Source organism: Microbacterium sp. ABRD28 (assembly GCF_003850245.1).
GTDB lineage: Bacteria > Actinomycetota > Actinomycetes > Actinomycetales > Microbacteriaceae > Microbacterium.
This window is the reverse complement of record NZ_CP031015.1, coordinates 2,029,319-2,051,361: the sequence shown is the minus strand read 5'-3', so window position 1 is coordinate 2,051,361 and position 22,043 is coordinate 2,029,319. Positions and strand designations below refer to the sequence as shown.

Here is a 22,043-nt window from a genome sequence, read left to right as displayed (position 1 = left end):
CGTGGTGCGTCAGTCCCGCGTCTGATAGATCGGGGCCGCACCGTGCACGGCATCGCCGACCTTGTGGATGCGGATGTCGTTGGTCGAACCCACGATCCCGGGAGGCGACCCGGAGATCACGACGACCTTGTCGCCGACCTTGGCCAGGTCGTTCGCGAGGAGGTAGTCGTCGACCTGGATGAACATGCGGTCGGTGTGCGGGACATGCTCGACGAGCGTCGAGCGGATCCCCCACGTGATCGCCATGCGACGACGGATCGCCGGCTCGGGCGTGAATCCGATCATGGGGATCTTCGGACGCAGACGCGACATGCGGCGCGCGGTATCCCCGGACTCGGTGAAGATGCAGAGGAACTTCGCCTCGACGAAGTCGGCCACCTCCATCGCGGCGAGGGTGATGGCACCCCCCTGGGTCCGCGGCTTCGTGGTCAGCGGCGCGATGCGCTCGAGTCCGTGATCCTCGGTCGACTCGACGATGCGCGCCATGGTCTCGACGACCTTCACGGGGTAGTCCCCCACACTGGTCTCGCCCGAGAGCATGACGGCGTCGGCACCGTCGAGAACGGCGTTGGCGACGTCGCTGGTCTCGGCGCGTGTGGGCACCGGGTTGTTGATCATCGATTCCAGCATCTGGGTGGCGACGATGACGGGCTTGGCCATCCGACGGCACAGCTCGACGGCCCGCTTCTGGACGATCGGCACCGCCTCCAGCGGCAGCTCCACGCCGAGGTCGCCACGGGCGACCATGATGCCGTCGAAGGCGTCGATGATCTCCTCGAGATTGTCCACCGCCTGCGGCTTCTCGATCTTGGCGATCACGGGAACGCGGCGTCCCTCCTCGGCCATGATCACGTGCACGCGCTGGATGTCCTTGGCGTTTCGCACGAACGAAAGGGCGATGAAGTCCGCGCCGATCCGCAGACCCCAGCGGAGGTCGGCCTCGTCCTTCTCCGACAGCGCGGGGACGTTCACCGCCACACCCGGCAGGTTGATCCCCTTGTTGTTCGACACCGTGCCGGCGACGATGACACGCGTCGTCACGACCGAGCCCTCGACCTCGACGACCTCGACGCGCACCTTGCCGTCGTCGATCAGGAGGAAGTCGCCGGGCTTGACGTCACCGGGAAGCCCCTTGAAGGTCGTCGAGACGAGCTCCTTCGTTCCCGGGACATCCTCCGTGGTGATCTTGAAGATGTCGCCCTCGGCGAGCTCGTGCGGGCCGTCCGCGAAGCGGCCGAGACGGATCTTCGGCCCCTGCAGGTCGACCAGCACCGCCACCGGGCGACCCGCGTCGTCAGCGGCCTTGCGGACATTGGCGAAGTTGGCCTCGTGTACGGAGTAGTCGCCGTGGCTGAGGTTCAGCCGGGCGATGTCCACTCCGGCATCGATGATCGCGCGGACCATGTCATAAGAGGAAGTGGCAGGACCCAAAGTGGCGACGATCTTGGCGCGTCTCATCCGTGTATGAACTCCGAGTGATGGGGGAAATGGCGAAGGGCCGGGGCAAGCCTACGCGGGCTGCAGCCCGATGGCGACATCGTTCGGGTGAACGGGCGCCGGCAGGTCGGTGCTGCCCATAAGGTACTCGTCGACCGCCGCGGCCGCCGCGCGACCCTCGGCGATGGCCCAGACGATGAGCGATTGACCGCGCCCGGCGTCGCCGGCGACGAACACCCCAGGAGCGGATGTCTGGTAGACCGCGTCGCGCTCGATGCTGCCCCGCGGACCGAACTGCGTGCCGAGCTGATCGGCCAGGTGCGCGTGCTCGGGGCCGGTGAAGCCCATGGCGATCAGCACGAGGTCGGCGGGGATCTCGCGCTCCGTGCCCGACTTCGGCACGCGTCGGCCATCGCGGTACTCGGTCTCGGCGACGCGCAGCGCGCGGACCTCGCCGACGGCGTTCGCGAGGAACTCGACGGTGGACGCGAGGTACTGACGCTCACCGCCCTCCTCGTGCGCGGAGGCGATCTCGAACAGGTTCGGCATCATCGGCCAGGGCTGGTCCTCGGGGCGCTCCTCGGGCGGCTGCTTGCCGATCGCGAGGTTGGTCACGCTCAGGGCGCCCTGCCGGTGGGCGGTGCCGATGCAGTCGGCTCCCGTGTCGCCGCCGCCGATCACGACGACGTGCTTGCCCTCCGCGGTGATCTGGTTGGACACCGCGTCGCCCGCCACCGCCTTGTTCGATTCGACGAGGTACTCCATCGCGAAGTGCACGCCCGCGTGATCGCGACCGGGGATCGCGAGGTCGCGCGGCACCGTCGCCCCCGTGGCGATGACGACGGCGTCGTACCGCGCGCGCAGATCGCTCCACGAGATGTCCATGCCGATCTCGACACCGGCGCGGAACCGGGTGCCCTCGTCGCGCATCTGACGAAGACGCGCCTCGAGATGGCGCTTCTCCATCTTGAAGTCGGGGATGCCGTAGCGGAGCAGCCCACCGATGCGGTCGTCACGCTCGTAGACCGCCACGGTGTGACCGGCCCGGGTGAGCTGCTGCGCGGCGGCGAGGCCGGCCGGACCCGATCCGACGACGGCGACCGTCTTGCCGGTCAGACGCGCGGGGGGCTCGGGCTCGACCCAGCCCTGCGAGAACGCCTCGTCGATGATCGAGACCTCGACCTGCTTGATCGTCACCGGAGGCTGGTTGATGCCCAGAACGCACGAGCTCTCGCACGGCGCGGGGCAGAGCCGGCCCGTGAACTCCGGGAAGTTGTTCGTCGCGTGGAGGCGCTCGATCGCCGCGCGCCCCTCGCCCCGCCACACCAGGTCGTTCCATTCCGGGATGAGGTTTCCCAGCGGACATCCCTTGTGGCAGAACGGCACGCCGCAGTCCATGCATCGACCGGCCTGGCGACGGAGAACGGCCGAGTCCCCCGGCTCGTAGACCTCTTTCCAGTCCATGATCCGCACCGGGATGGGGCGCCGAGGCGGCAGCTCCCGCTCGGTCACCTTCAGAAAGCCTTTGGGGTCAGCCACCCGTCACCTCCAGGATGCGGCTCCATACGACGTCGCCGTCGGGATCGAGTCCTTCGTCGAGCGCCTCCTGCCGGGTCTGCAGGACAGCGGCGTAATCGCGCGGGACGACACGGACGAAGTTCTGCGCCTCGCGCTCGAAGTCGTCGAGCAGGCGCTGCGCCAGTTCGGATCCGGTCTCCTTGACATGCTGTTCGAGCAGGTCGCGGAGCATCTCGACGTCACCGGCGCCGAGCTCGCCGAGAACGAGCTCGCCCGACGCGATCGCCTCCCGGTTGACGAGCTTCCGGTCGAGCCGGTAGATGTACGCGGTTCCCCCCGACATCCCGGCACCGAGGTTGCGTCCGGTCTCGCCCAGGATGACGGCGAGGCCTCCGGTCATGTACTCGAGGGCATGATCGCCCACGCCCTCGACGACCGCGGTCGCGCCGGAGTTGCGGACGAGGAACCGCTCCCCCACGACGCCCCGGAGGAACATCGTGCCCTGGGTGGCCCCGTAGCCGATGACGTTGCCGGCGATGACGTTCTTCGACGCGTCGAACGACGCTCCGCGCGGCGGGCGGATCACGATCTGGCCCCCGGACAGGCCCTTGCCGACGTAGTCGTTGGAGTCGCCCTCGAGACGCAGCGTGATCCCCGCCGGCATGAATGCACCGAGAGATTGACCGGCCGAGCCGGTGAGGTTGACGGTGATCGATCCCGAGGGCAGACCGTTCTCCCCTCGTGCACGGGTGACGTGATGCCCGAGGAGCGTGCCGACGGCGCGCTCGGTGTTGCGGATGGGCAGATCGATCGTCACAGACCCGCCGCGCTCGATCACGTCGCGGGCTCGCTCGATGAGCACCGTGTCGAAGTGCTCCTCGAGCTCGTGCAGCTGGGCGCGACCGTGGCGCCGCGGCTCGTCTTCGGCGAAGTTCGGTCCGTGGAGGACGGGCGTGAGGTCGAGGCCACTGGCCTTCCAGTGCTCGATCGCGCCGTTCAGGTCGAGCATCTCGGTGCGGCCGATGGCCTCGTCGAGAGAGCGGAACCCCAGCTCCGCGAGGTACTCGCGCACCTCCTGGGCGACGAACTCCATGAAGTTCACCACGAACTCCGGCTTGCCGTTGAAGCGTGCCCGCAGCGTCGGGTTCTGCGTCGCGACGCCGACCGGACAGGTGTCGAGGTGGCACACGCGCATCATGATGCAGCCCGAGACCACGAGCGGTGCGGTGGCGAAGCCGAACTCCTCCGCGCCCAGGAGGGCGCCGATGATGACATCGCGCCCGGTCTTGAGCTGACCGTCGACCTGCACGACCACGCGATCGCGCATCCCGTTGAGCATGAGCGTCTGCTGCGTCTCGGCCAGCCCCAGCTCCCACGGGGTGCCCGCGTGCTTGAGCGAGTTGAGCGGGCTCGCGCCCGTACCTCCATCGTGCCCCGAGACGAGGATGACGTCGGCCAGCGCCTTGGCCGTGCCCGCCGCGACCGCGCCGATCCCCGACTGGCTCACCAGCTTGACGTGGATCCGGGCGCCGGGGTTGGAGCGCTTCAGGTCGAAGATGAGCTGCTTGAGGTCTTCGATCGAGTAGATGTCGTGGTGGGGCGGTGGCGAGATGAGCCCGACGCCTGCGGTGGCGTGGCGCGTGCGCGCGACCCACGGGTACACCTTCGCCGGAGGGAGCTGTCCGCCCTCGCCGGGCTTGGCGCCCTGGGCCAGCTTGATCTGGATGTCGTCGGCCTCGGTCAGGTAGAGACTCGTGACCCCGAACCGTCCCGATGCGACCTGCTTGATCGAGCTGCGCCGCACCGGGTCGAGCAGGCGCTCGACGTCTTCGCCGCCCTCACCGGTGTTCGATCGACCGCCGATGCGGTTCATCGCGATCGCGAGGGTCTCGTGCGCCTCCTGGGAGATCGAGCCGTAGCTCATCGCTCCGGTCTGGAAACGCTTCACGATCGCCGATACGGGCTCGACCTCGTCGATGGGCACCGGGGGGCGCACCCCCGACCGCAGCTGGAACAGCCCACGAAGGGTCTTGAGCTCGGCCGCCTGATCGTCGACCAGCTTCGTGTATTCGCGGAAGATGTCGTACCGCCGCGTGCGCGTCGCATGCTGCAGACGGAACACGGTGTCGGGGTTGAAGAGGTGCGGCGATCCGTCACGGCGCCACTGGTACTCGCCCCCGGTCCACAGCCGCTCGTGCGCACGCACCGCGGCGTCTTCGGGATACGCGTAGGCGTGGCGTGCGGCGTTCTCGGCGGCGATGACGTCGAGCCCGACGCCCCCGAGCTTGGTCTCGGTTCCCGTGAAGTAGGTCTCCACGAGCTCCTGCGACAGCCCGACAGCCTCGAAGACCTGGGCACCGGCGTAGGACGACACGGTGGAGATGCCCATCTTCGACATGATCTTCAGCACGCCCTTGCCGAGGGCGTAGATGAGGTTCTTCACCGCCTTCTCGGGGGTGACGCCGGTGATGTAACCCGCGCGGACGAGGTATTCGACCGTCTCCATCGCCAGGTAGGGGTTCACCGCCGACGCACCGTAGCCGATGAGGGTGGCGATGTGGTGCACCTCGCGCACGTCACCGGCTTCGACGACGAGACCGACCTTCATGCGGGTCTCACGTCGGATGAGGTGGTGGTGGACGGCAGCCAGCATGAGCAGCGACGGGATCGGTGCGAGGTCTTTGTTGGAGTCGCGGTCGCTGAGCACGATGAGCTCCGCGCCGTCCTCGATCGCCTGGTCGACCTCGGTGCACATCTGTTCGAGCCGCTTGCGCATGCCCTTGTGCCCGGCCTCGACGCGATAGAGACCTCGGATCGTCACCGACGACCGATCGGGCAGTGCCGTGTCGATGTGCTGGATCTTCGCGAGCTCGTCGTTGTCGATCACGGGGAAGTCGAGCATCACCGTGCGGGCGTGGTCCGGTCCCCACGACAGCAGGTTGCGCTCGGGCCCGAGCCCCAGCGACAGGGAGGTGACGACCTCTTCGCGGATCGAGTCCAGCGGCGGGTTGGTGACCTGCGCGAACTGCTGGACGAAGTAGTCGAACAGCAGGCGCGGCCGGTCGCTGAGGACGGCGACCGGGGTGTCGCTGCCCATCGCGCCGAGCGGCTCGGCGCCGTTCTGCCCCATCGGGGTCAGGAGGATCCGCACCTCCTCCTCGGTGTAGCCGAAGGTGCGCTGACGACGGGTGATCGAGGCGATCGGGTGGACGATGTGCTCGCGCTCGGGCAGATCGGCCAGGCGCACGCGCCCCGCATCCAGCCACTCCTGCCAGGGATGCATGGTCGCGAGGTCGCGCTTGATCTCGTCGTCCTCGACGATGCGTCCGGCCTCGGTGTCGACGAGGAACATCCGGCCCGGGCGCAACCGGCCCCGACGCTTGATGCGCTCGGGGGCGATGTCGAGGACCCCGGTCTCACTGCCGATCACGACGAAGCCGTCGGTCGTCTCCGTCCAGCGTCCCGGACGCAGGCCGTTGCGGTCGAGCGTCGCACCCACGAGCGTGCCGTCGGTGAAGATCAGCGCCGCGGGGCCGTCCCACGGCTCCATCTGATTCGCGTGGTAGTCGTAGAACGCCCGGAGATCGGGGGCGATGTCGGCCTGCTTCTCGTAGGCCTCGGGCACCATCATCATCACCGCGTGCGGAAGGCTCCGGCCGGTCAGCGTCAGCAGCTCGAGAACCTCGTCGAACGACGCGGAGTCACTGGAGCCGACGGTGCAGATCGGCAGCAGTGGACGGATGTCGCCGAGGAGCTCCGACTCCAGCTGCGACTGCCGCGCCCGCATCCAGTTGCGGTTGCCCTTGACGGTGTTGATCTCGCCGTTGTGCGCGAGCATCCGCAGCGGCTGCGCAAGCGGCCAGGAGGGGAAGGTGTTGGTGGAGTACCGTGAGTGCACGACGGCGAGCTCGGAGGCGAAGCGCTCATCCTGGAGGTCGGGATAGAACGGCTCGAGCTGGAGCGTGGTGACCATGCCCTTGTAGCCGATGGTGCGTGCCGACAGCGAGACGAAGTAGGCGTCGAGCTCGTGTCGGGCGCGCTTGCGCATCCGATAGGTGCGCCGGTCCAGATCGATGCCCGACAGCGCCGGCGCATCGCCTTCACCGGGACGGGATACGAAGATCTGCTCGAAGGCGGGGCGCGCCTCGAAGGCCAGCTTCCCCAGGTGCTCCTCGGCGACCGGCACGTCGCGCCAGCCGAGCACGACGAGGTTCTCGCCGGCGGCGATCCGTTCGATGCCGGCTTTCTGCTCGGCTCGTGCCTCCTCGTCGCGCGGCAGGAAGACCATGCCCGCCGCGTACTCCCCCATCGGGGGCAGGTCGAAGTCGACGACCTCGCGGAAGAAGGCGTCGGGCATCTGGGTGAGGATGCCGGCTCCGTCTCCGGTGCCCGCATCCGAACCGATCGCACCGCGGTGCTCGAGGTTGCGCAGCGCCGTCAGGGCCAGGTCGATGATGTCGTGGCCCGGTTCGCCTCGGAGCGTCGCGACCATCGCCAACCCGCAGGCGTCCTTCTCGAATGCCGGGTCGTACATGCCCTGGCGGGCGGGGAAGCCACCGCCCACGACCGACGTGGAGGTGCTGCTGCCGGAACTCGCGGCCATGCGTACCGTCCTCACATTGATGCTCAAGATGGGACGACGTCGGCCCGAATCAGCTGATGAACACCCCTACTTCTTGGCGGCTGTGCTTGTGGCATCGCTCTCGGCGACCTCGTTCGCCGGTGGTTCGCTGAGGTCGACGAAGTCGTTGGTGTCCTGCGATTGTACCGTGCCCCGGCCCTTCCACTCCCGACCGGCCACATAGGGCGACGGCTCGGTGCCGGGGTGGCGCCGACGCTGCACGATGATGATGGCCAGACCCACGATGACGCCGAAGATCGCGGCCCAGACGTTGGTGCGCAGCCCCAGGTAGATGTCGCTCGGATCGATGCGGATCGACTCCCACACGATGCGGCCGGCGCTGTACCAGATCAGGTAGAGGCCGAACAGCCGTCCCCACTGCATCCGCAGACGCTTCCCCGCCCACAGCAGCACGAAGACGCCCGCCGTGTTCCAGATCACCTCGTAGAGGAAGGTCGGGTGGAACAGCGTATCGGCGGGCAGCCCCGGGGGGAACGCGGCGTTGTCGGAGTCGATCTCCAGACCCCACGGCAGGTCGGTGGGAAGGCCGAACAGTTCCTGGTTGAACCAGTTCCCGAAGCGCCCGATGGCCTGCGCGAGCAGGATGCCGGGGGCCAGCGCATCCGCGAAGGACCAGAAGCGGATCCCCGTCCAACGGCAGCCGAGCCACGCGCCGACCGCGCCGCCGATCAGCGCACCGTAGATGGCGATCCCGCCCTCCCAGATGGCCCAGACCGAGCCGGGCTGGAGGGGGTTCCACGGGTTCGAGCCCTCGTAGAAGTAGAAGCCCAGGTGGGTGAGCACATGGAAGATCCGGGCGCCGACGATGGCCAGCGGCACCGCGAGAAGGGCGACGTCGATGACGACCCACGGCTCTGCGCCGCGCTTGGTCAGTCGATGGTTCGTGAGCAGGACCGCCACCACGATGCCGGCGATGATGCACAGCGCGTAGAAGTAGACGCGGAGCGGTCCCAGCTGGATGAAGCTGATCTCGGGGCTCGGGATGCTGGCGAGCACGGAGGTTCCCGCGCTCGAGAGGGCGAACGACATGGATTCGAGTCTAAGCGGGGCGTCCGGCGCCCGCGGACATCGTGCCCTCGTGCAACTCGGCGGCGAGGTCTCGCAGGGCGGGGATGCCGCCGTCGCGCAGGGCGCGGACGAGGGCCGTTCCGACGATGGCGCCGTCCGCGTACTCCAGGACGCCGGAAACGTGGGAGGCGTTGGAGATGCCGATGCCGACGCATGCGCGCTCGGCGCCGTGCGCGCGCAGGCGCGCGACGAGGCCTCGGGCGGCGGCGTCGAGGTCCTCGCGGACGCCGGTGATCCCCATCGTGGAGACCGTGTAGACGAATCCCGTCGAGTTCGACGCGATGAGGTCGAGACGCTCGTCGGTGGACGTGGGAGCGGCGAGGAAGACCCGGTCGAGGTCGGTGCGGCGGGACGCCGCGATCCAGTCCCCGGCAGCGTCAGGAGTGACGTCGGGCGTGATCAGTCCCGCTCCCCCGGCCGAGTGCAGGTCGTCGGCGAACCGGTCGACCCCGTACTGCATCACGGGGTTCCAGTACGTCATCACCAGCACCGGGGTGTCGGTCTGCCGCGTGATCTCGGCGACGGCGGTGAACGTGTCGCGGAGGCGGAACCCGGCGGCCAGTGCCGTCTGCGTCGCCTCCTGGATCACGGTGCCGTCCATGACCGGATCGGAATACGGCGGGCCGAGCTCCAGGACGTCGGCTCCCGCCTCCGCCAGGGCGACAGCGGCATCGATGCTCGTGGCCAGGTCGGGGAAGCCGAGCGGAAGGTATCCGACGAGGGCACCGCGACCATCGGCCTTGGCGGCGTCGATCGCCGCCGAGACGGATGAGGTCACAGCTTCACGCCCTCGCCCTTGGCGGCGTCGACGACGGGTTCGGCCGCCGCTGCCGCGAGATCGATCCCTGCGTCGTAGAGCTCGAAGTAGCGTGCCGCGGTGTCCATGTCCTTGTCCCCGCGGCCGGAGAGGCAGATCGCGATGACGGCATCGGGGCCCAGCTGCTCGCCGATGCGCATCGCGCCGGCCAGAGCGTGCGCCGACTCGATGGCGGGGATGATGCCCTCCGTCTCGGAGAGCAGCCGCAGCGCCGCCATCGCTTCGGCGTCGGTGGCGGGGATGTAGTCTGCCCGACCGATCGAGGCGAGCCATGCGTGCTCGGGTCCGACGCCCGGATAGTCCAGGCCCGCGGAGATCGAATGGGACTCCACGGTCTGCCCGTCCTCGTCCTGCAGGACGAAGGTCTTCGCGCCGTGGAGGACGCCCGGGCGGCCCCGCTCGATGGACGCCGCATGGCGTACGGTGTCCACGCCGTCGCCGGCGGCTTCGACCCCGTAGAGGCGCACATCGGCGTCATCCAGGAAGGCGTCGAACATGCCGATCGCGTTCGATCCCCCGCCCACGCACGCGAAGACCGCGTCGGGCAGTCGACCGACCTCGTCGAGGAGCTGCCGGCGCGCCTCTTCGCCGATGACCTTCTGGAAATCGCGCACCATGGCAGGGAACGGGTGGGGACCCGCGGCCGTGCCGAAGATGTAGTTGGTCGTCTCGACGCTGGACACCCAGTCGCGGTAGGCCTCGTTGATCGCGTCCTTGAGGGTGCGCGAGCCCGTGGTCACCGGAACGACCTCGGCCCCGAGCAGGCGCATCCGTGCGACGTTCAGCGCCTGGCGCTCGGTGTCGACCTCGCCCATGTAGATGGTGCACTCGAGGCCGAACAGCGCCGCCGCCGTCGCCGTGGCCACGCCGTGCTGGCCGGCGCCGGTTTCGGCGATGACGCGCTTCTTGCCGAGGCGGCGGGTGAGCAGGGCTTGCCCGAGGACATTGTTGATCTTGTGCGAACCGGTGTGGTTGAGATCCTCGCGCTTGAGGAACACCCGGCCACCACCGGCGTGCGCGGCGAACCGCGGCACCTCCGTGATGATGGACGGTCGACCCGCGTAGCTGCGCAGCAGTTCGAGGAACTCCTCCTGGAAAACCGGGTCGTTCTTCGCGCGGTCGTACTCCGCGCTCAGCTCGTCGATGGCGGCGATGAGCGATTCGGGCATGAACCGCCCGCCGAACTCGCCGAAGAATGGCCCTGCGGCTTCACGCAGACTCATGTCCGCTCCTTCCGGTTTCGGCCGGCGGGATGGTCTCCCGCCGCGAGGAACCGACCGAGGGTCGCCACCGGGTCGCCCGTCACGAGGGCTTCGCCGATGAGGACCACGTCGGCACCGTGATCGCGGTAGTGCGCGACGTCGTCCGGAGACGACACCGCAGATTCCGCGATGCGGATGGTTCCTTCGGGGATGAGGGGTTCCAGGCGCCCGAACAGGTCACGGTCCAGCTCGAACGTCGACAGGTCGCGGGCATTGACGCCGATCACCGACGCGCCGAGGTCGATCGCCCGGGACACCTCGTCGGCGCTGTGCGTCTCGACGAGAGCGGTCATGCCGAGCTCGCCGATGAGGCGGTGCAGCCGGACGAGGTCATCCTGCGCGAGGGCGGCGACGATGAGGAGCACCAGGTCGGCCCCGGCGGCTCGGGCCTCGACGACCTGGTACTCGGTGGCGATGAAGTCCTTGCGCAGAACGGGCAGATCGACCGCCGCCACGACGGCGTCGAGGTCGGCGAGGCTACCCGAGAAGCGACGTTCCTCGGTGAGGACCGAGATGGCCGAGGCGCCGCCCTGCTGATACCGCCGCGCCTGCGCGGCGGGGTCGGGGATGTCGGCGAGCGGCCCGCGCGAAGGACTCGCGCGCTTGACCTCCGCGATGATCTTCACCCCGGCGCTCGGGGCGAGCGCAGCGCGCGCATCCTTGGCCGCGGGGCGGGCCAGCGCGGTGCGCTCCACCTGAGCCAGCGGGGTGTCCGCGGAGCGACGCTCGGCGTCCGCGACGGCGCCGGCCGTCAGTTCGGCGAGCAGATCGATGCCCGCCGATGTTCGCCCAGCGCCCGCGTTCAATGCTCTTTCGCCGTTGTCTTGGCCCCGCCGACGCCGTAGCCGGCTCTCGACATGCCCCAGCCCACGAGCAGACCCACGACGACCAGACCGGCCGAGGCCCACACCACCACCGGCACGTCGAAGAAGAACGCGACGGTTCCGACGGTGAAGCCGACGAGCATGATGACGACAGCCGTCCATGCCGCCGGCGAATTGCCGTGGCCGGGATCACCGATGTGGTTGCTCATGAATATCCTCCAGGACGCCGGGACACACCACCGCCAGTCTATCGGTCAGACCGTCGGATCCTGTCCGCGCGACAGCTCATCCCACGAGTCGATCGCCTCGGTGCGCCGCGTGGCCGCGCCGTCGGGTACGACCTCCGCGGTCGTGCGGTACTTCCGCCCCGCGCCCGGCCAACGGTGCGCCGTGGCGAGGATCAGCACGCCGGCGCCGAGAAGAACGGCGCATGCCGCGAGCGTGATGAGCGGCCACGGCGTGGTGGCGATGGCCGTGACGAGATCGCCCACGGCCTCGACGCCCGCGATCCCCGTCGCCTCGGTCACCGCCGAGACGACGGAGGCAACGGGTGCCGTGAGGGCGACGACACCCGTGACGACACCGAGGGTCGCGGCGATCACGACGGTGAGGACCCCGAAGATGTAACGCAGCACGGTGCCCGCGATGGCGAGGGCCGCGCCCAGTGCCAGGGCGGTCAGGCTGAGGGGCGCGAGCACGGGAAGCGCTGCCGCGCCGCTGACGGGGAGCAGGTCGCGCGCCCCGTCCTCGATGGTCACCGTCAGCCAGGTCTGGGTCGAAGCGATCACCCCGGTCGCACCGGCCACCAGGATCAGCAGCACCGCCAGCGAACGAGGACGGACGGACGGACCGCCGCGCACCCCTCCGGAGGCACTCACGACGGATCGCCGACGGGCGCGGTGCCGACCGCCGGGTCCAGATCGTCGGCGTCGAAACACGTTCGGGTGCCGGTGTGACAGGCGACGCCGATCTGATCGACCTCGACGAGGATCGCGTCGCCGTCGCAGTCCAGTCGCGCGCCGCGGACGAACTGCGCGTGGCCGGAGGTGTCGCCTTTGCGCCAGTACTCCTGTCGCGATCGCGACCAGAACGTGACCCGACCTTCGGTCAGCGTGCGACGCAGCGCCTCGGCATCCATCCATCCGAGCATGAGCACCTCGCGGGTGTCCCACTGCTGGACGATCGCCGCGACGAGGCCGTCATCGGTGAAGCGGACGCGAGCGATGCGGTCCTCGACGTCTCCGGAAAGCTCGGCCTCGGTCATCGATCCCTCTCCGTTCGCCGGACCGGAATGCCGTGGCGCGCCATCGCCTCTTTGACCTCGCCGACCCGCAGCTGACCGGTGTGGAACACCGAGGCGGCCAGCACCGCGTCGGCTCCGGCCGTGATGGCCGGAGCGAAGTGCTCGAGGGCGCCCGCGCCACCGGAGGCGATGACGGGAACGCGAGCCACCTCGCGCATCGCCGCGATCAGCTCCAGGTCGAAACCCTGTTTGGTTCCGTCGGCGTCGATCGAGTTGACCAGCAGCTCGCCCGCTCCCCGCTCCACAGCCTCTCGGGCCCAGACGAGTGCATCCAGGTCGGTCTCGGTGCGCCCGCCGTGCGTGGTCACCACGAAGCCCGACGCCGAGCCGGCACGCCGATCGGGTGAGACCCGCTTGACATCGAGCGAGAGCACCAGCACCTGCGCGCCGAAGCGGTCGGCGATCTCGTCGAGCAGATCGGGACGCGCGATCGCGGCGGAGTTCACGCCGATCTTGTCGGCTCCCACCGACAGCAGTCGTGCGACGTCGTCGGTCGATCGCACTCCGCCGCCGACCGTCAGGGGGATGAAGACCTGCTCCGCCGTGCGCTGGACGACATCGTAGGTCGTGGCACGCTCGTCGACGGTCGCGGTCACGTCGAGGAAGGTGACTTCGTCGGCGCCCTGGTCGAAGTAGGCCTTGGCGAGCTCGACCGGGTCGCCCATGTCACGCAGATCGACGAAGTTCACGCCCTTCACGACGCGGCCGCCGGCGACGTCGAGACAGGGGATGACGCGGGTGGCCAGGGTCATCTCAGAGCCTCGCCGCGTGGATCTCGGTCACGAGGATCGCCCGCGCACCGATGGCGTACAGGGCGTCCATCACCTGGTTCACACCCTTGCGCGGGCTCATCACGCGCACCGCGACCCACTCCGGATCGCGCAGCGGCGAGATGGTCGGCGACTCGATGCCGGGTGCCACCGCGACGGCTTCGTCGATGAGCCGGGCGGGCAGGTCGTAGTCGATGAGCACGTATCGGCGAGCGACCATGACTCCGCGCAAGCGCCTCAGCAGGGTCTCGGTCCCCTCCGCCTCGACCGGCGCCCCGATGAGCACCGCCTCGGACTGCAGGATCGCCGGTCCGAAGATCTCCAGCCCGGCCTGACGCAGCGTCGTCCCCGTCGAGACCACATCGGCCACCGCGTCGGCCACCCCGAGGCGCACGGCCGACTCGACCGCGCCGTCCAGCGGAACGAGATCGACGGCGACCCCGCGCTCGTCGAGGAAGCCGTCGACGAGCCCGGGGTAGGCGGTCGCCACCCGCACACCCTCGAGGTCGTCGACATCGGTGAAGCGGCCGGGGGGCCCGGCGAAGCGGAAGGTCGAGTCGCCGAAGCCGAGCGCTTCGATCTCGCGGGCGCCCGGCATGCGGGCATCCAGCAGCAGGTCGCGACCGGTGATGCCGACATCCAGCGCGCCGGAACCGACGTAGGTGGCGATGTCCTTCGGACGCAGGTAGAAGAATTCGACCTCGTTCTCAGGGTCGATGACGTGCAGATCCTTCGGATCACGTCGGCCGGTGTACCCGGCCTCCTGGAGCATCGCCGAGGCGGTGTCGGCGAGGGAGCCCTTGTTGGGCACGGCGATTCTGAGCATGTGGGATGGCTTTCGGGAGAGAGGACGGACGGGAGGACCGCTCAGAGATGTCGGTACACGTCCTCGAGCGTGAGTCCCTTCGCGACGAGCATCACCTGCAGGTGGTACAGCAGCTGTGAGATCTCCTCGGCGGTGCGCTCATCGGATTCGTACTCGGCGGCCATCCACACCTCGGCGGCCTCTTCGACGATCTTCTTGCCGATGGCGTGGACGCCGGCATCCAGCTCGGCGACGGTCCCCGATCCGGCGGGACGCTCGACGGCCTTCGCCGTGAGCTCGGCGAACAGCGCGTCGAAAGTCTTCACCATGCCAGGGTAGCGAACGGGCGGACCCGACCGGCGCGGCGGGGTGTCAGTGGACGAGGATGCTGAGGCCGATGACGAGCAGCCCCAGCAGCGTCGTCGCGAGGACGCCGAGCATCCGCCACGGCCACGTCGCACCGTTGCGCCGGGCGTTGAGGTAGCCGATCAGCCCCAGGATGACCACACCGCTGCCGAGCGCGAGGAAGTAGGCCGTCCACTCGTCCAGCACACCCCAGGTCCCGGTGGCGAGGAGGAAGACCGGGATGAGCATCGCCAGTGCCATCCCGCCGGAGTGGCGCACACCGTCGCGGATGCCCTCGCGGAGCGGGGGCACGGGCCTGCGGGCCCGGCTGGCGACGACGGCGGCGTAGATGTGCGCCAGCCAGAAGACCCCGACGGTTCCGGCGACGAACCAGATGACGTCGAGGTCGGTGGGCGCCTCGATCTCGGCGCCGATGAGGGCGGTGACGAGCACCACGCCGTAGATGCCGTGCTCACCGCTGTAGGCCGACAGCAGCCACCTCGCTCCGCGGACCCCTGCCACGCGGAGCGCCTCGGTGCTCGAGGGTGTCGCCGCCTCGGTGCCACCGTCGGCGGGATCCGGCCCGGGAGCTGCGGGCCGGTCCTCGGAGCGGTCGGTCATGGGCGTTCTCCGATCAGCGGCGGGAATGACGGTGGTGATGGCGTGCCTGATCACGCAGCGCGATGATCGCCCGCTCGGGGTTGTCGGAGCCGAAGACCGCCGACCCCGCGACGAAGGTGTCGGCACCGGCCTCGGCGGCCTGCGCGATGGTGGATTCGCCGATGCCGCCGTCGACCTGCAGCCACACCTCCGACCCGCGTCGTCTGGCCTCGGCCGCGAGGGCGCTGAGCTTGGGCATCGTCTCGGGCAGGAAGGACTGCCCGCCGAATCCCGGTTCGACGGTCATCACGAGAATCTGGTCGAACTCGTCGAGCACGTCGTAGAGCGACTCGACCGGGGTCGCGGGCTTGACGGCGACCCCGGCCCGGGCGCCGATCGCGCGCAGACGCCGTGCGACGGCCACAGGTTCGCTCGCCGCCTCGAGGTGGAAGGTCACCGAGGCGGCGCCGATCTCGGCGTACCCCGGCGCCCACCGCTCGGGGTCGTCGATCATGAGGTGGACATCGAGCGGGACGGGGCTGGTGTCCTGGATGCGCTGGACCATCTGCGGACCGAAGGTCAGATTCGGGACGAAGTGATTGTCCATGACGTCCACATGCACGAAATCCGCGGCGGCGATGCGGGCGAGATCGTCGGCCATGTGGACGAAGTCCGCGGCCAGGATGCTGGGATTGATCCTGACCGCTGCGGCGGAGTCGTGGTCGGCGTGCACCGGACCATTATGTCGGCACACCGCGGCGGTGCCCGCTGTGCGATCGTCAGCGCCGCCGAAGCAGCGAGATCGACATCGCGTCGGTGTTGTGCCGGTGCGGCCACAGCTGCGCGCGGCCCGATCCGTCGGCCTGGGGCAGGAGGTCGGGGTCGCTCGCGCTGAACGCGGTGATGACGGCGCGGGCATCGAGCTCCTCGACGTCGTCGCCGCGGGCTCGGACGATGTCCGCAACGACGCCCGCGGTCTCGGCGAGGTGCGGCGAGCAGGTGACATAGGCCACCAGGCCCCCGGGCGTCAGCCCGTCGATGGCCGCATCGAGGAGCCCGCGCTGCAGATCGACGAGGTCGGCGACGTCAGACGGTGATTTGCGCCAGCGGGCCTCCGGCCGCCGGCGCAGCGCACCGAGCCCCGTGCAGGGAGCATCGACGAGGATGCGGTCGTACCCGCCGGCGCGTGCCCGGGTGCGACCGTCCTCCTCGCTGACCGGGACATCCAGCGGCACCCCGGCGACGGATTGCCGCACCAGTCCCGCACGGGCGGGATTGACCTCGTTGGCCTCGAGCTGTGCGCCTGCCGCGAGAGCCTCGGCCGCGAGGATCGCCGTCTTCCCACCCGGACCCGCGCACAGGTCGAGCCACCGCTCCCCCGCCCGCGCGGGACGGGCCCGGGTGAGAGCGAGGGCGGCGATCTGCGATCCCTCGTCCTGCACGCGGATGCGACCGCCCGACGCGGTCACCTGGGCTTCGGGGTCGCCGCCGGGCGAGCGGAACCCGACGGGCGAGAAGTCGGTGCGCCGCGCGCCCTGCGGCACCTCGGCGAGCCCCGGGAGGGCGGCGAAGGTCACCCGCGGTGAGACGTTGTCGGCGTGAAGGAGCTCATCGAGCTCATCGGCGCGTCCTTCGGCTGCCAGCGCCCGGCGGAAGGCGCGCACGACCCAGACGGGGTGGGAGGTGAGCAGGCCCCGTCGCTCGTCGTCGGAGCGCGCCGTCTCGCCGATCCGGGTCATCCAATCGCCCGGTGTGTCGCGTGAGACCCGCCGGAGCACCGCGTTGGCGAAGCCCCCGGCGCTTCGTCCCGCAGCGCGGCGGGCGAGCTCGACCGACTCGTTGACGGCCGCGTGCGACGCGACACGGGTCGAGAGCAACTGGTGGACGCCGAGACGGATGGCATCGAGCACGGGCGGATCGATGAGGTCGACCGCGCGGGCGGCGGCGACGGCGATGACCGCGTCGTAGGTGTTCTCCCGTCGGAGCGTTCCGTAGGTGAGCTCGGTCGCGAGCCCTGCGTCGGCGGCGTCGAGCCCGGCGCGGCGGATCGCGGTGGGAAGGAGCAGATTGGCGTAGGCATCGGAGTCGTGCACGGAGCGGATCGTCTCGAAGGCCACGAGTCGTGCGGGATTCAGGGCGCTCATGATCCCAGCACCGGCTCGCTCTGCCTGAGTCCGCGGAACCAGTCACCGGCGACCATCGGCCCGCGCCCGGCAGGCTGGACGGTCTCGAGCACGACGGGCTCGGTGGCGGTCCCCACGATGACTGCGCGACCGTGTGCCGTCAGACGCCCCGGTGACAGCCGGGGCGCGTCGGGAGCGGCCGCCCGGGCACGCAGCACCTTCACCCGAGCGCCGTCGAGGGTTGTATGGGCGCCCGGCTCGGGCGTCACCCCGCGGAACCGGTGGAGCACCTCGTCGCGCGTGCCGTTCCAGTCGAGGCGACCGTCGGCGTCGCCGAGCTTGGGCGCGAACGTCGGTGCGCCCTGCTGGGGCCGCGCCGTCGCCGAGCCGTCGGCGATCGCATCGACGACCGCACGCAGAACAGTCGCGCCCCGGTCGGCGAGGAGTTCCAGCACCTCCCCTGCCGTGGCACCGTCGGGTGTGGGGAGCACCACCTCGTCGAAGACATCGCCGGCATCGAGCTCGGCCACGAGCCGGAAGACGCTGGCGGCGATCTCGGCGTCGCCGGCGATCAGCCCGTGCTGCACCGGCGCGGCACCCCGCCACCGCGGCAGCTGCGAGAAATGGAGGTTGATCCAGCCGTGACGAGGCGTCGACAGCAGCGGCTCGCGCACGAGGCCGCCGTAGGCCACGATGACCCCGAGGTCGGGGTGGGCGCGTTCGATCGCGGTCGTCGCCGCGTCATCCAATCGACGGGTCTTCAGAAGCGGCAGACCGAGTTCGTCGGCGACGGAGGCGACCGGCGACGGGGTCAGTACGCGCTTGCGCCCCACGGGCGCATCATCGCGCGTCACGACGGTCACGATGTCGTGGGATGACGCGTGAAGGGCGCGCAACGACGGCACGGCCGGTGCGGGGGTTCCGGCGAAGACGAGACGCATAGGGGCTCTCACAGATCGAGGTCGGGCAGGTCCACCCGCACTCTGAGTGTAGGCGGCGCACCGCCGGATGCCGGGGCGCGACCACGGGCGCGACGGGTGCGGAGGGCGGCCGCGACGACGGAGGAGCGGAGGGACTCGGAGACGTCGGCACCGACGCGGTAGTCGAACCGCACCAGGGCCCGCATCCCGCCCTCGCCGCGGGGGGCGGGGCCCAGGACGCTCTCATCGTCCAGTGCGGGGACGGCCTGGCGGAGCGCCGTCACCGCCGCCTCGACGCTCTGCGCATCGCCGTCGACCGCGGCCACCCGAACCGCCGGCGGCATCCGAAGCGGCGCCCGCGCGGCGAGCTCGGAGCGGGCGTAGGCCGCCTGCGACCAGGTCGCCAGGGCTCGGGCGACGGCGCCGGTCACGCCGACCAGATGCACCGGGGCATCCGGAGCGGCGAGGGCGGCGGCGTTCGACCACCACCGGAGCGCCGCCTCGCCGATCCGCAGGTCGTCGGAGAGCAGCATCCGCTCCCCGTCCAGAAGCACCACGGCACGATAGCCGCCCTCCGCGGGGGGTTCGGCGCCCCGGGTGGCGATCACGAGTGCGGGAGCCGCAGCGACCTCCTCCACCACGTGGCGGCCGTCGGAGATGACGACGCGTATCCCGGGGAAGGCGCGGCCGAGCTCCTCAGCGGTGCGCTCACTTCCCGATGAGGCCAGACGCACCTTCTCGGAGCCGCAGTGCACGCAGGTCCAGGCTCGCGCCTGGCGCGCACACCAGGAGCACTCGGGCACGGCACCCACACTCCGCGCGTGAAGCGGCCCCTCGCAGTGCCGACACCGGGCGGGCCGGCGGCACTCGGCGCACACCAGCACGGGGGCGTATCCGGGCCGCGCGACCTGGACGAGGACCGGCCCGTGGGCGAGGGCGTCCGAAGCGGCCCGGAACGCACTCGACGGGATGCGCACCCCGCGGCGCTCTCCCTCCTGCGTGGCGCTCAGCACGATCCGGGGCGAACGGCGACGCGATGCGGGGATGTCGCGGACGAAGCCGAGTTGCACGAGCCGCTCCACGTCGGTGGTGCGGCTGTGGCCGGCGAAGAGGAGGGCGCAGCCGTCGATCTCCTGACGGATGAGGGCGGCATCGCGCGCGTGCACGCCGGGCGACAGCGGTTCTGCCAGGAGCGGGTCTCCGTCATCCCAGACTGCCACGAGGCCGATCCGGTGCACCGGGGCGTAGACGGCGGACCGGTTGCCGACGACGATGCACGGGGCGTCGGAGAGCATCCGAAGGAAGCCGGCGTACCGGGCAGGGCCCGGCTGGCGCGCGTCGTCGCGGACGACGGCCGCAGCGTCCACTCGCGAGGCCAGGGCGCGCTCGATCTGCGCCTGGTCGCGATGGTCGGGGACGACCACGACGGCGCTCCTGCCCGCCGCGAGGGTGTCGACCGCCGCGGCCGCCAGGAGGTCCGCCCACCCGCCCACGTCTCCCGACGGGGTGGGGACCTGGTGCGGCGGGGCGTCGACGGCGAGACGCTCGCCGTCGCGGAGCGCCGCCGCGAGCCCGGGGAATCGGTCGAGCGTCGCTCGAGCCCTGCTCTCGGCGTCCGGCGAGACCTCCGGAGCGACCGCCCTCTCGCTCGCAAGCCACACCTTCTCGGCGCGCACCATGCGCTTGGGGATCACCAGGCGCAGGATGTCGGGGGCCGACCCGGCGGCCCGGTCGGCCGCTCGACGGGCCAGCCGGTAGAGCGCCGCCGGAAGGACCGGTACCGGCGAGACGACGGCGTCGATGTCGGAGAGCGGCCGCTCGGCGACATCCGGTTCGTCATCGACCTCCACGACATAGGCGTCCACGACCCGTCCGGCGCTGCGCAGCGGCACCTTCACACGGACGCCCGGTGCCACCTCCCCCGCGAACGCCTCGGGCACGGCGTAGTCGAACAGCCGGTCCAACTGCGGCAGCGGAGAGTCGATGAGGACCCGCGCCACCCGCGCCCCGCTCATGGGCGCCGAGGCCCTCTCGGACCAGACGGACTCACAGTCCTGCGGCGGCGCGCAGGTCGTCGACCCGGTCGGTGCGCTCCCAGGTGAAATCGGGGAGCTCACGGCCAAAGTGGCCGTACGCCGCCGTCTGCGCGTAGATCGGACGAAGGAGCCCGAGCTGCTGGATGATCGCACGCGGACGCAGGTCGAACACCTCGCGGATGGCGGCGGTGATGACCTCGTCGGGCACGTGTCCCGTGCCGAAGGTCTCGACGTACAGACCGACGGGCTTGGCCTTGCCGATCGCGTAGGCGACCTGGACTTCGAGGCGGTCGGCGAGGCCGGCGGCGACGGCGTTCTTGGCCACCCAGCGCATCGCGTACGCCGCCGACCGGTCGACCTTCGAGGGATCCTTGCCGCTGAAGGCCCCGCCCCCGTGGCGGGCGGCGCCGCCGTAGGTGTCGATGATGATCTTCCGACCCGTGAGTCCCGCGTCGCCCTTGGGTCCGCCGACGACGAAGGGACCCGCCGGGTTGATGTAGAACTTCACGCCCGAGATGTCGAGCCCCGTCGCCTCGAGCACGGGCTCGATGACCTCGTCGCGCACCGCACCGCGGAGCGCTTTCTGCGAGATGTCGGGGTGGTGCTGCGTGGAGAGCACCACCGACTCCACGGTGCGCGGCACCACCCCGTCGTAGCCCAGGGTGACCTGTGTCTTGCCGTCGGGACGGAGGAAGGGGAGGCTGCCGTCGCGTCGCGCCGCGGCCAGGCGCTCGGCCATGCGGTGCGCCGTCCACGCTGCCATGGGCATGAGCTGCGGAGTCTCGGTGGTGGCGTAGCCGAACATGATGCCCTGGTCACCCGCGCCCTGTTCGTCGTTCGGGTCGATCGATCCGCCCTCGCGCCGCTCGAACGCCTTGTCGACACCCGCGGCGATGTCGGACGACTGCGCTCCGATCGAGACGCTCACACCGCACGAGTCGCCGTCGAAGCCGGTGTCGCTGGAGGTGTAGCCGATGCGGTTGACGACGGAACGCACGATCGCGGGGATCTCGACGTACGCGGCCGTGGAGACCTCGCCGGCGACGTGGACGAGACCCGTCGTCACGAGGGTCTCCACGGCGACCCGACCGTGCGGGTCTTCGGCGAGGATCGCGTCGAGGATGCTGTCCGAGATCTGGTCGCAGATCTTGTCGGGATGCCCCTCGGTGACGGATTCGGACGTGAACAGACGCAGTGAGGTCATCGATGCTCCAGATCTCGCGGGGACGGGCACAAGTATGCCCGGGGTGGCCGACAGCCACCCCGGGCAGGGACTCGAGAACGACTTACTCGGCGGCCCGCAGGCGCAGCTTGTCTTCGTTGATCTCGTGAAGGGCGATCGTCAACGGCTTGTCCTCGACCGTGGAGTCCACGAGCGGACCGACGTTGTCGAAGAGGTTCCCCTCGTGCAGGTCGGAGTAGTAGTCGTTGATCTGACGCGCACGACGGGCGGCGTAGATGACGAGCTGGTACTTCGAGTCGACCTTCTCGAGAAGGCTGTCGATGGGGGGCTCGATGATGCCCTGGTTGGTTCCGGCCATGGCTGAACCTCCTGGTTCGAAAGGATGTCGGC

20 protein-coding genes are annotated in these 22,043 nt (G+C 70.1%); all 20 read right to left on the bottom strand.

What is annotated here, in order from left to right; translation table 11 throughout:
- Positions 1-9: 9 nt before the first annotated feature.
- The 20 genes from pyk to rpoZ all read right to left on the bottom strand — a co-directional run bounded on the left by pyk (position 10) and on the right by rpoZ (position 22,011).
- Positions 10-1,458, bottom strand: a complete 1,449-nt coding sequence (gene pyk / locus DT073_RS09905) for a pyruvate kinase (protein ID WP_124293240.1) — start codon at positions 1,456-1,458, stop codon at positions 10-12.
- A 51-nt stretch (positions 1,459-1,509) separates the two neighbouring features.
- Positions 1,510-2,976 (bottom strand): glutamate synthase subunit beta, encoded by a 1,467-nt coding sequence (locus tag DT073_RS09900; protein WP_124293239.1) that lies wholly within the window; start codon positions 2,974-2,976, stop codon positions 1,510-1,512.
- Positions 2,969-7,558, bottom strand: a complete 4,590-nt coding sequence (gene gltB, locus DT073_RS09895) for a glutamate synthase large subunit (protein WP_124293238.1) — start codon at positions 7,556-7,558, stop codon at positions 2,969-2,971. Before gltB ends, DT073_RS09900 begins: the two co-directional genes overlap by 8 nt.
- Positions 7,559-7,624: 66 nt before the next feature.
- Complete coding sequence (gene lgt, locus DT073_RS09890) at positions 7,625-8,626, bottom strand: prolipoprotein diacylglyceryl transferase (RefSeq protein ID WP_124293237.1); 1,002 nt, start codon at positions 8,624-8,626, stop codon at positions 7,625-7,627.
- A gap of 10 nt (positions 8,627-8,636) precedes the next feature.
- Complete coding sequence (trpA, locus tag DT073_RS09885; RefSeq protein WP_124293236.1) at positions 8,637-9,443, bottom strand: tryptophan synthase subunit alpha; 807 nt, start codon at positions 9,441-9,443, stop codon at positions 8,637-8,639.
- Positions 9,440-10,705, bottom strand: coding sequence for a tryptophan synthase subunit beta (gene trpB / locus DT073_RS09880; RefSeq protein ID WP_124293235.1), 1,266 nt, complete (start codon positions 10,703-10,705; stop codon positions 9,440-9,442). Before trpB ends, trpA begins: the two co-directional genes overlap by 4 nt.
- A complete protein-coding gene (trpC, locus tag DT073_RS09875) occupies positions 10,702-11,511 on the bottom strand; it encodes an indole-3-glycerol phosphate synthase TrpC (RefSeq protein WP_124294459.1) in 810 nt (269 codons plus the stop codon). Before trpC ends, trpB begins: the two co-directional genes overlap by 4 nt.
- Positions 11,512-11,546: 35 nt before the next feature.
- Positions 11,547-11,777: a DUF6704 family protein gene (locus DT073_RS09870; protein WP_124293234.1), complete on the bottom strand. Its 231-nt coding sequence runs from the start codon at positions 11,775-11,777 to the stop codon at positions 11,547-11,549.
- 45 nt (positions 11,778-11,822) lie between these two features.
- Positions 11,823-12,446, bottom strand: coding sequence for a Trp biosynthesis-associated membrane protein (locus DT073_RS09865; protein ID WP_240638568.1), 624 nt, complete (start codon positions 12,444-12,446; stop codon positions 11,823-11,825).
- On the bottom strand, positions 12,443-12,832 hold the full coding sequence (hisI, locus tag DT073_RS09860) for a phosphoribosyl-AMP cyclohydrolase (protein ID WP_124293233.1): 390 nt from the start codon (positions 12,830-12,832) through the stop codon (positions 12,443-12,445). The genes DT073_RS09865 and hisI overlap by 4 nt, the downstream gene beginning before the upstream one ends.
- Positions 12,829-13,623, bottom strand: a complete 795-nt coding sequence (gene hisF, locus DT073_RS09855) for an imidazole glycerol phosphate synthase subunit HisF (RefSeq protein WP_124293232.1) — start codon at positions 13,621-13,623, stop codon at positions 12,829-12,831. The genes hisI and hisF overlap by 4 nt, the downstream gene beginning before the upstream one ends.
- Before the next feature lies 1 nt (position 13,624).
- Entirely contained in the window at positions 13,625-14,467 is an 843-nt protein-coding gene (hisG, locus tag DT073_RS09850; RefSeq protein ID WP_124293231.1) for an ATP phosphoribosyltransferase, read from the bottom strand.
- A gap of 41 nt (positions 14,468-14,508) precedes the next feature.
- Positions 14,509-14,772, bottom strand: a complete 264-nt coding sequence (locus tag DT073_RS09845; RefSeq protein ID WP_141938510.1) for a phosphoribosyl-ATP diphosphatase — start codon at positions 14,770-14,772, stop codon at positions 14,509-14,511.
- A 46-nt stretch (positions 14,773-14,818) separates the two neighbouring features.
- On the bottom strand, positions 14,819-15,412 hold the full coding sequence (locus DT073_RS09840) for a hypothetical protein (protein WP_124293229.1): 594 nt from the start codon (positions 15,410-15,412) through the stop codon (positions 14,819-14,821).
- A gap of 13 nt (positions 15,413-15,425) precedes the next feature.
- Positions 15,426-16,124: a ribulose-phosphate 3-epimerase gene (gene rpe, locus DT073_RS09835; protein WP_276310430.1), complete on the bottom strand. Its 699-nt coding sequence runs from the start codon at positions 16,122-16,124 to the stop codon at positions 15,426-15,428.
- A gap of 46 nt (positions 16,125-16,170) precedes the next feature.
- The gene (locus tag DT073_RS09830; protein WP_124293228.1) at positions 16,171-17,535 is read right to left on the bottom strand and encodes an RsmB/NOP family class I SAM-dependent RNA methyltransferase; all 1,365 of its coding nucleotides are present in this window, start codon (positions 17,533-17,535) and stop codon (positions 16,171-16,173) included.
- Positions 17,532-18,455 (bottom strand): methionyl-tRNA formyltransferase, encoded by a 924-nt coding sequence (gene fmt / locus DT073_RS09825; RefSeq protein ID WP_124293227.1) that lies wholly within the window; start codon positions 18,453-18,455, stop codon positions 17,532-17,534. The genes DT073_RS09830 and fmt overlap by 4 nt, the downstream gene beginning before the upstream one ends.
- 8 nt (positions 18,456-18,463) lie before the next feature.
- Positions 18,464-20,449, bottom strand: a complete 1,986-nt coding sequence (locus tag DT073_RS09820) for a primosomal protein N' family DNA-binding protein (RefSeq protein WP_124293226.1) — start codon at positions 20,447-20,449, stop codon at positions 18,464-18,466.
- Between the two features lie 31 nt (positions 20,450-20,480).
- Positions 20,481-21,674 (bottom strand): methionine adenosyltransferase, encoded by a 1,194-nt coding sequence (gene metK, locus DT073_RS09815; RefSeq protein WP_124293225.1) that lies wholly within the window; start codon positions 21,672-21,674, stop codon positions 20,481-20,483.
- An 82-nt stretch (positions 21,675-21,756) separates the two neighbouring features.
- Positions 21,757-22,011 (bottom strand): DNA-directed RNA polymerase subunit omega, encoded by a 255-nt coding sequence (rpoZ, locus tag DT073_RS09810; protein ID WP_124293224.1) that lies wholly within the window; start codon positions 22,009-22,011, stop codon positions 21,757-21,759.
- Positions 22,012-22,043 lie beyond the last annotated feature (32 nt).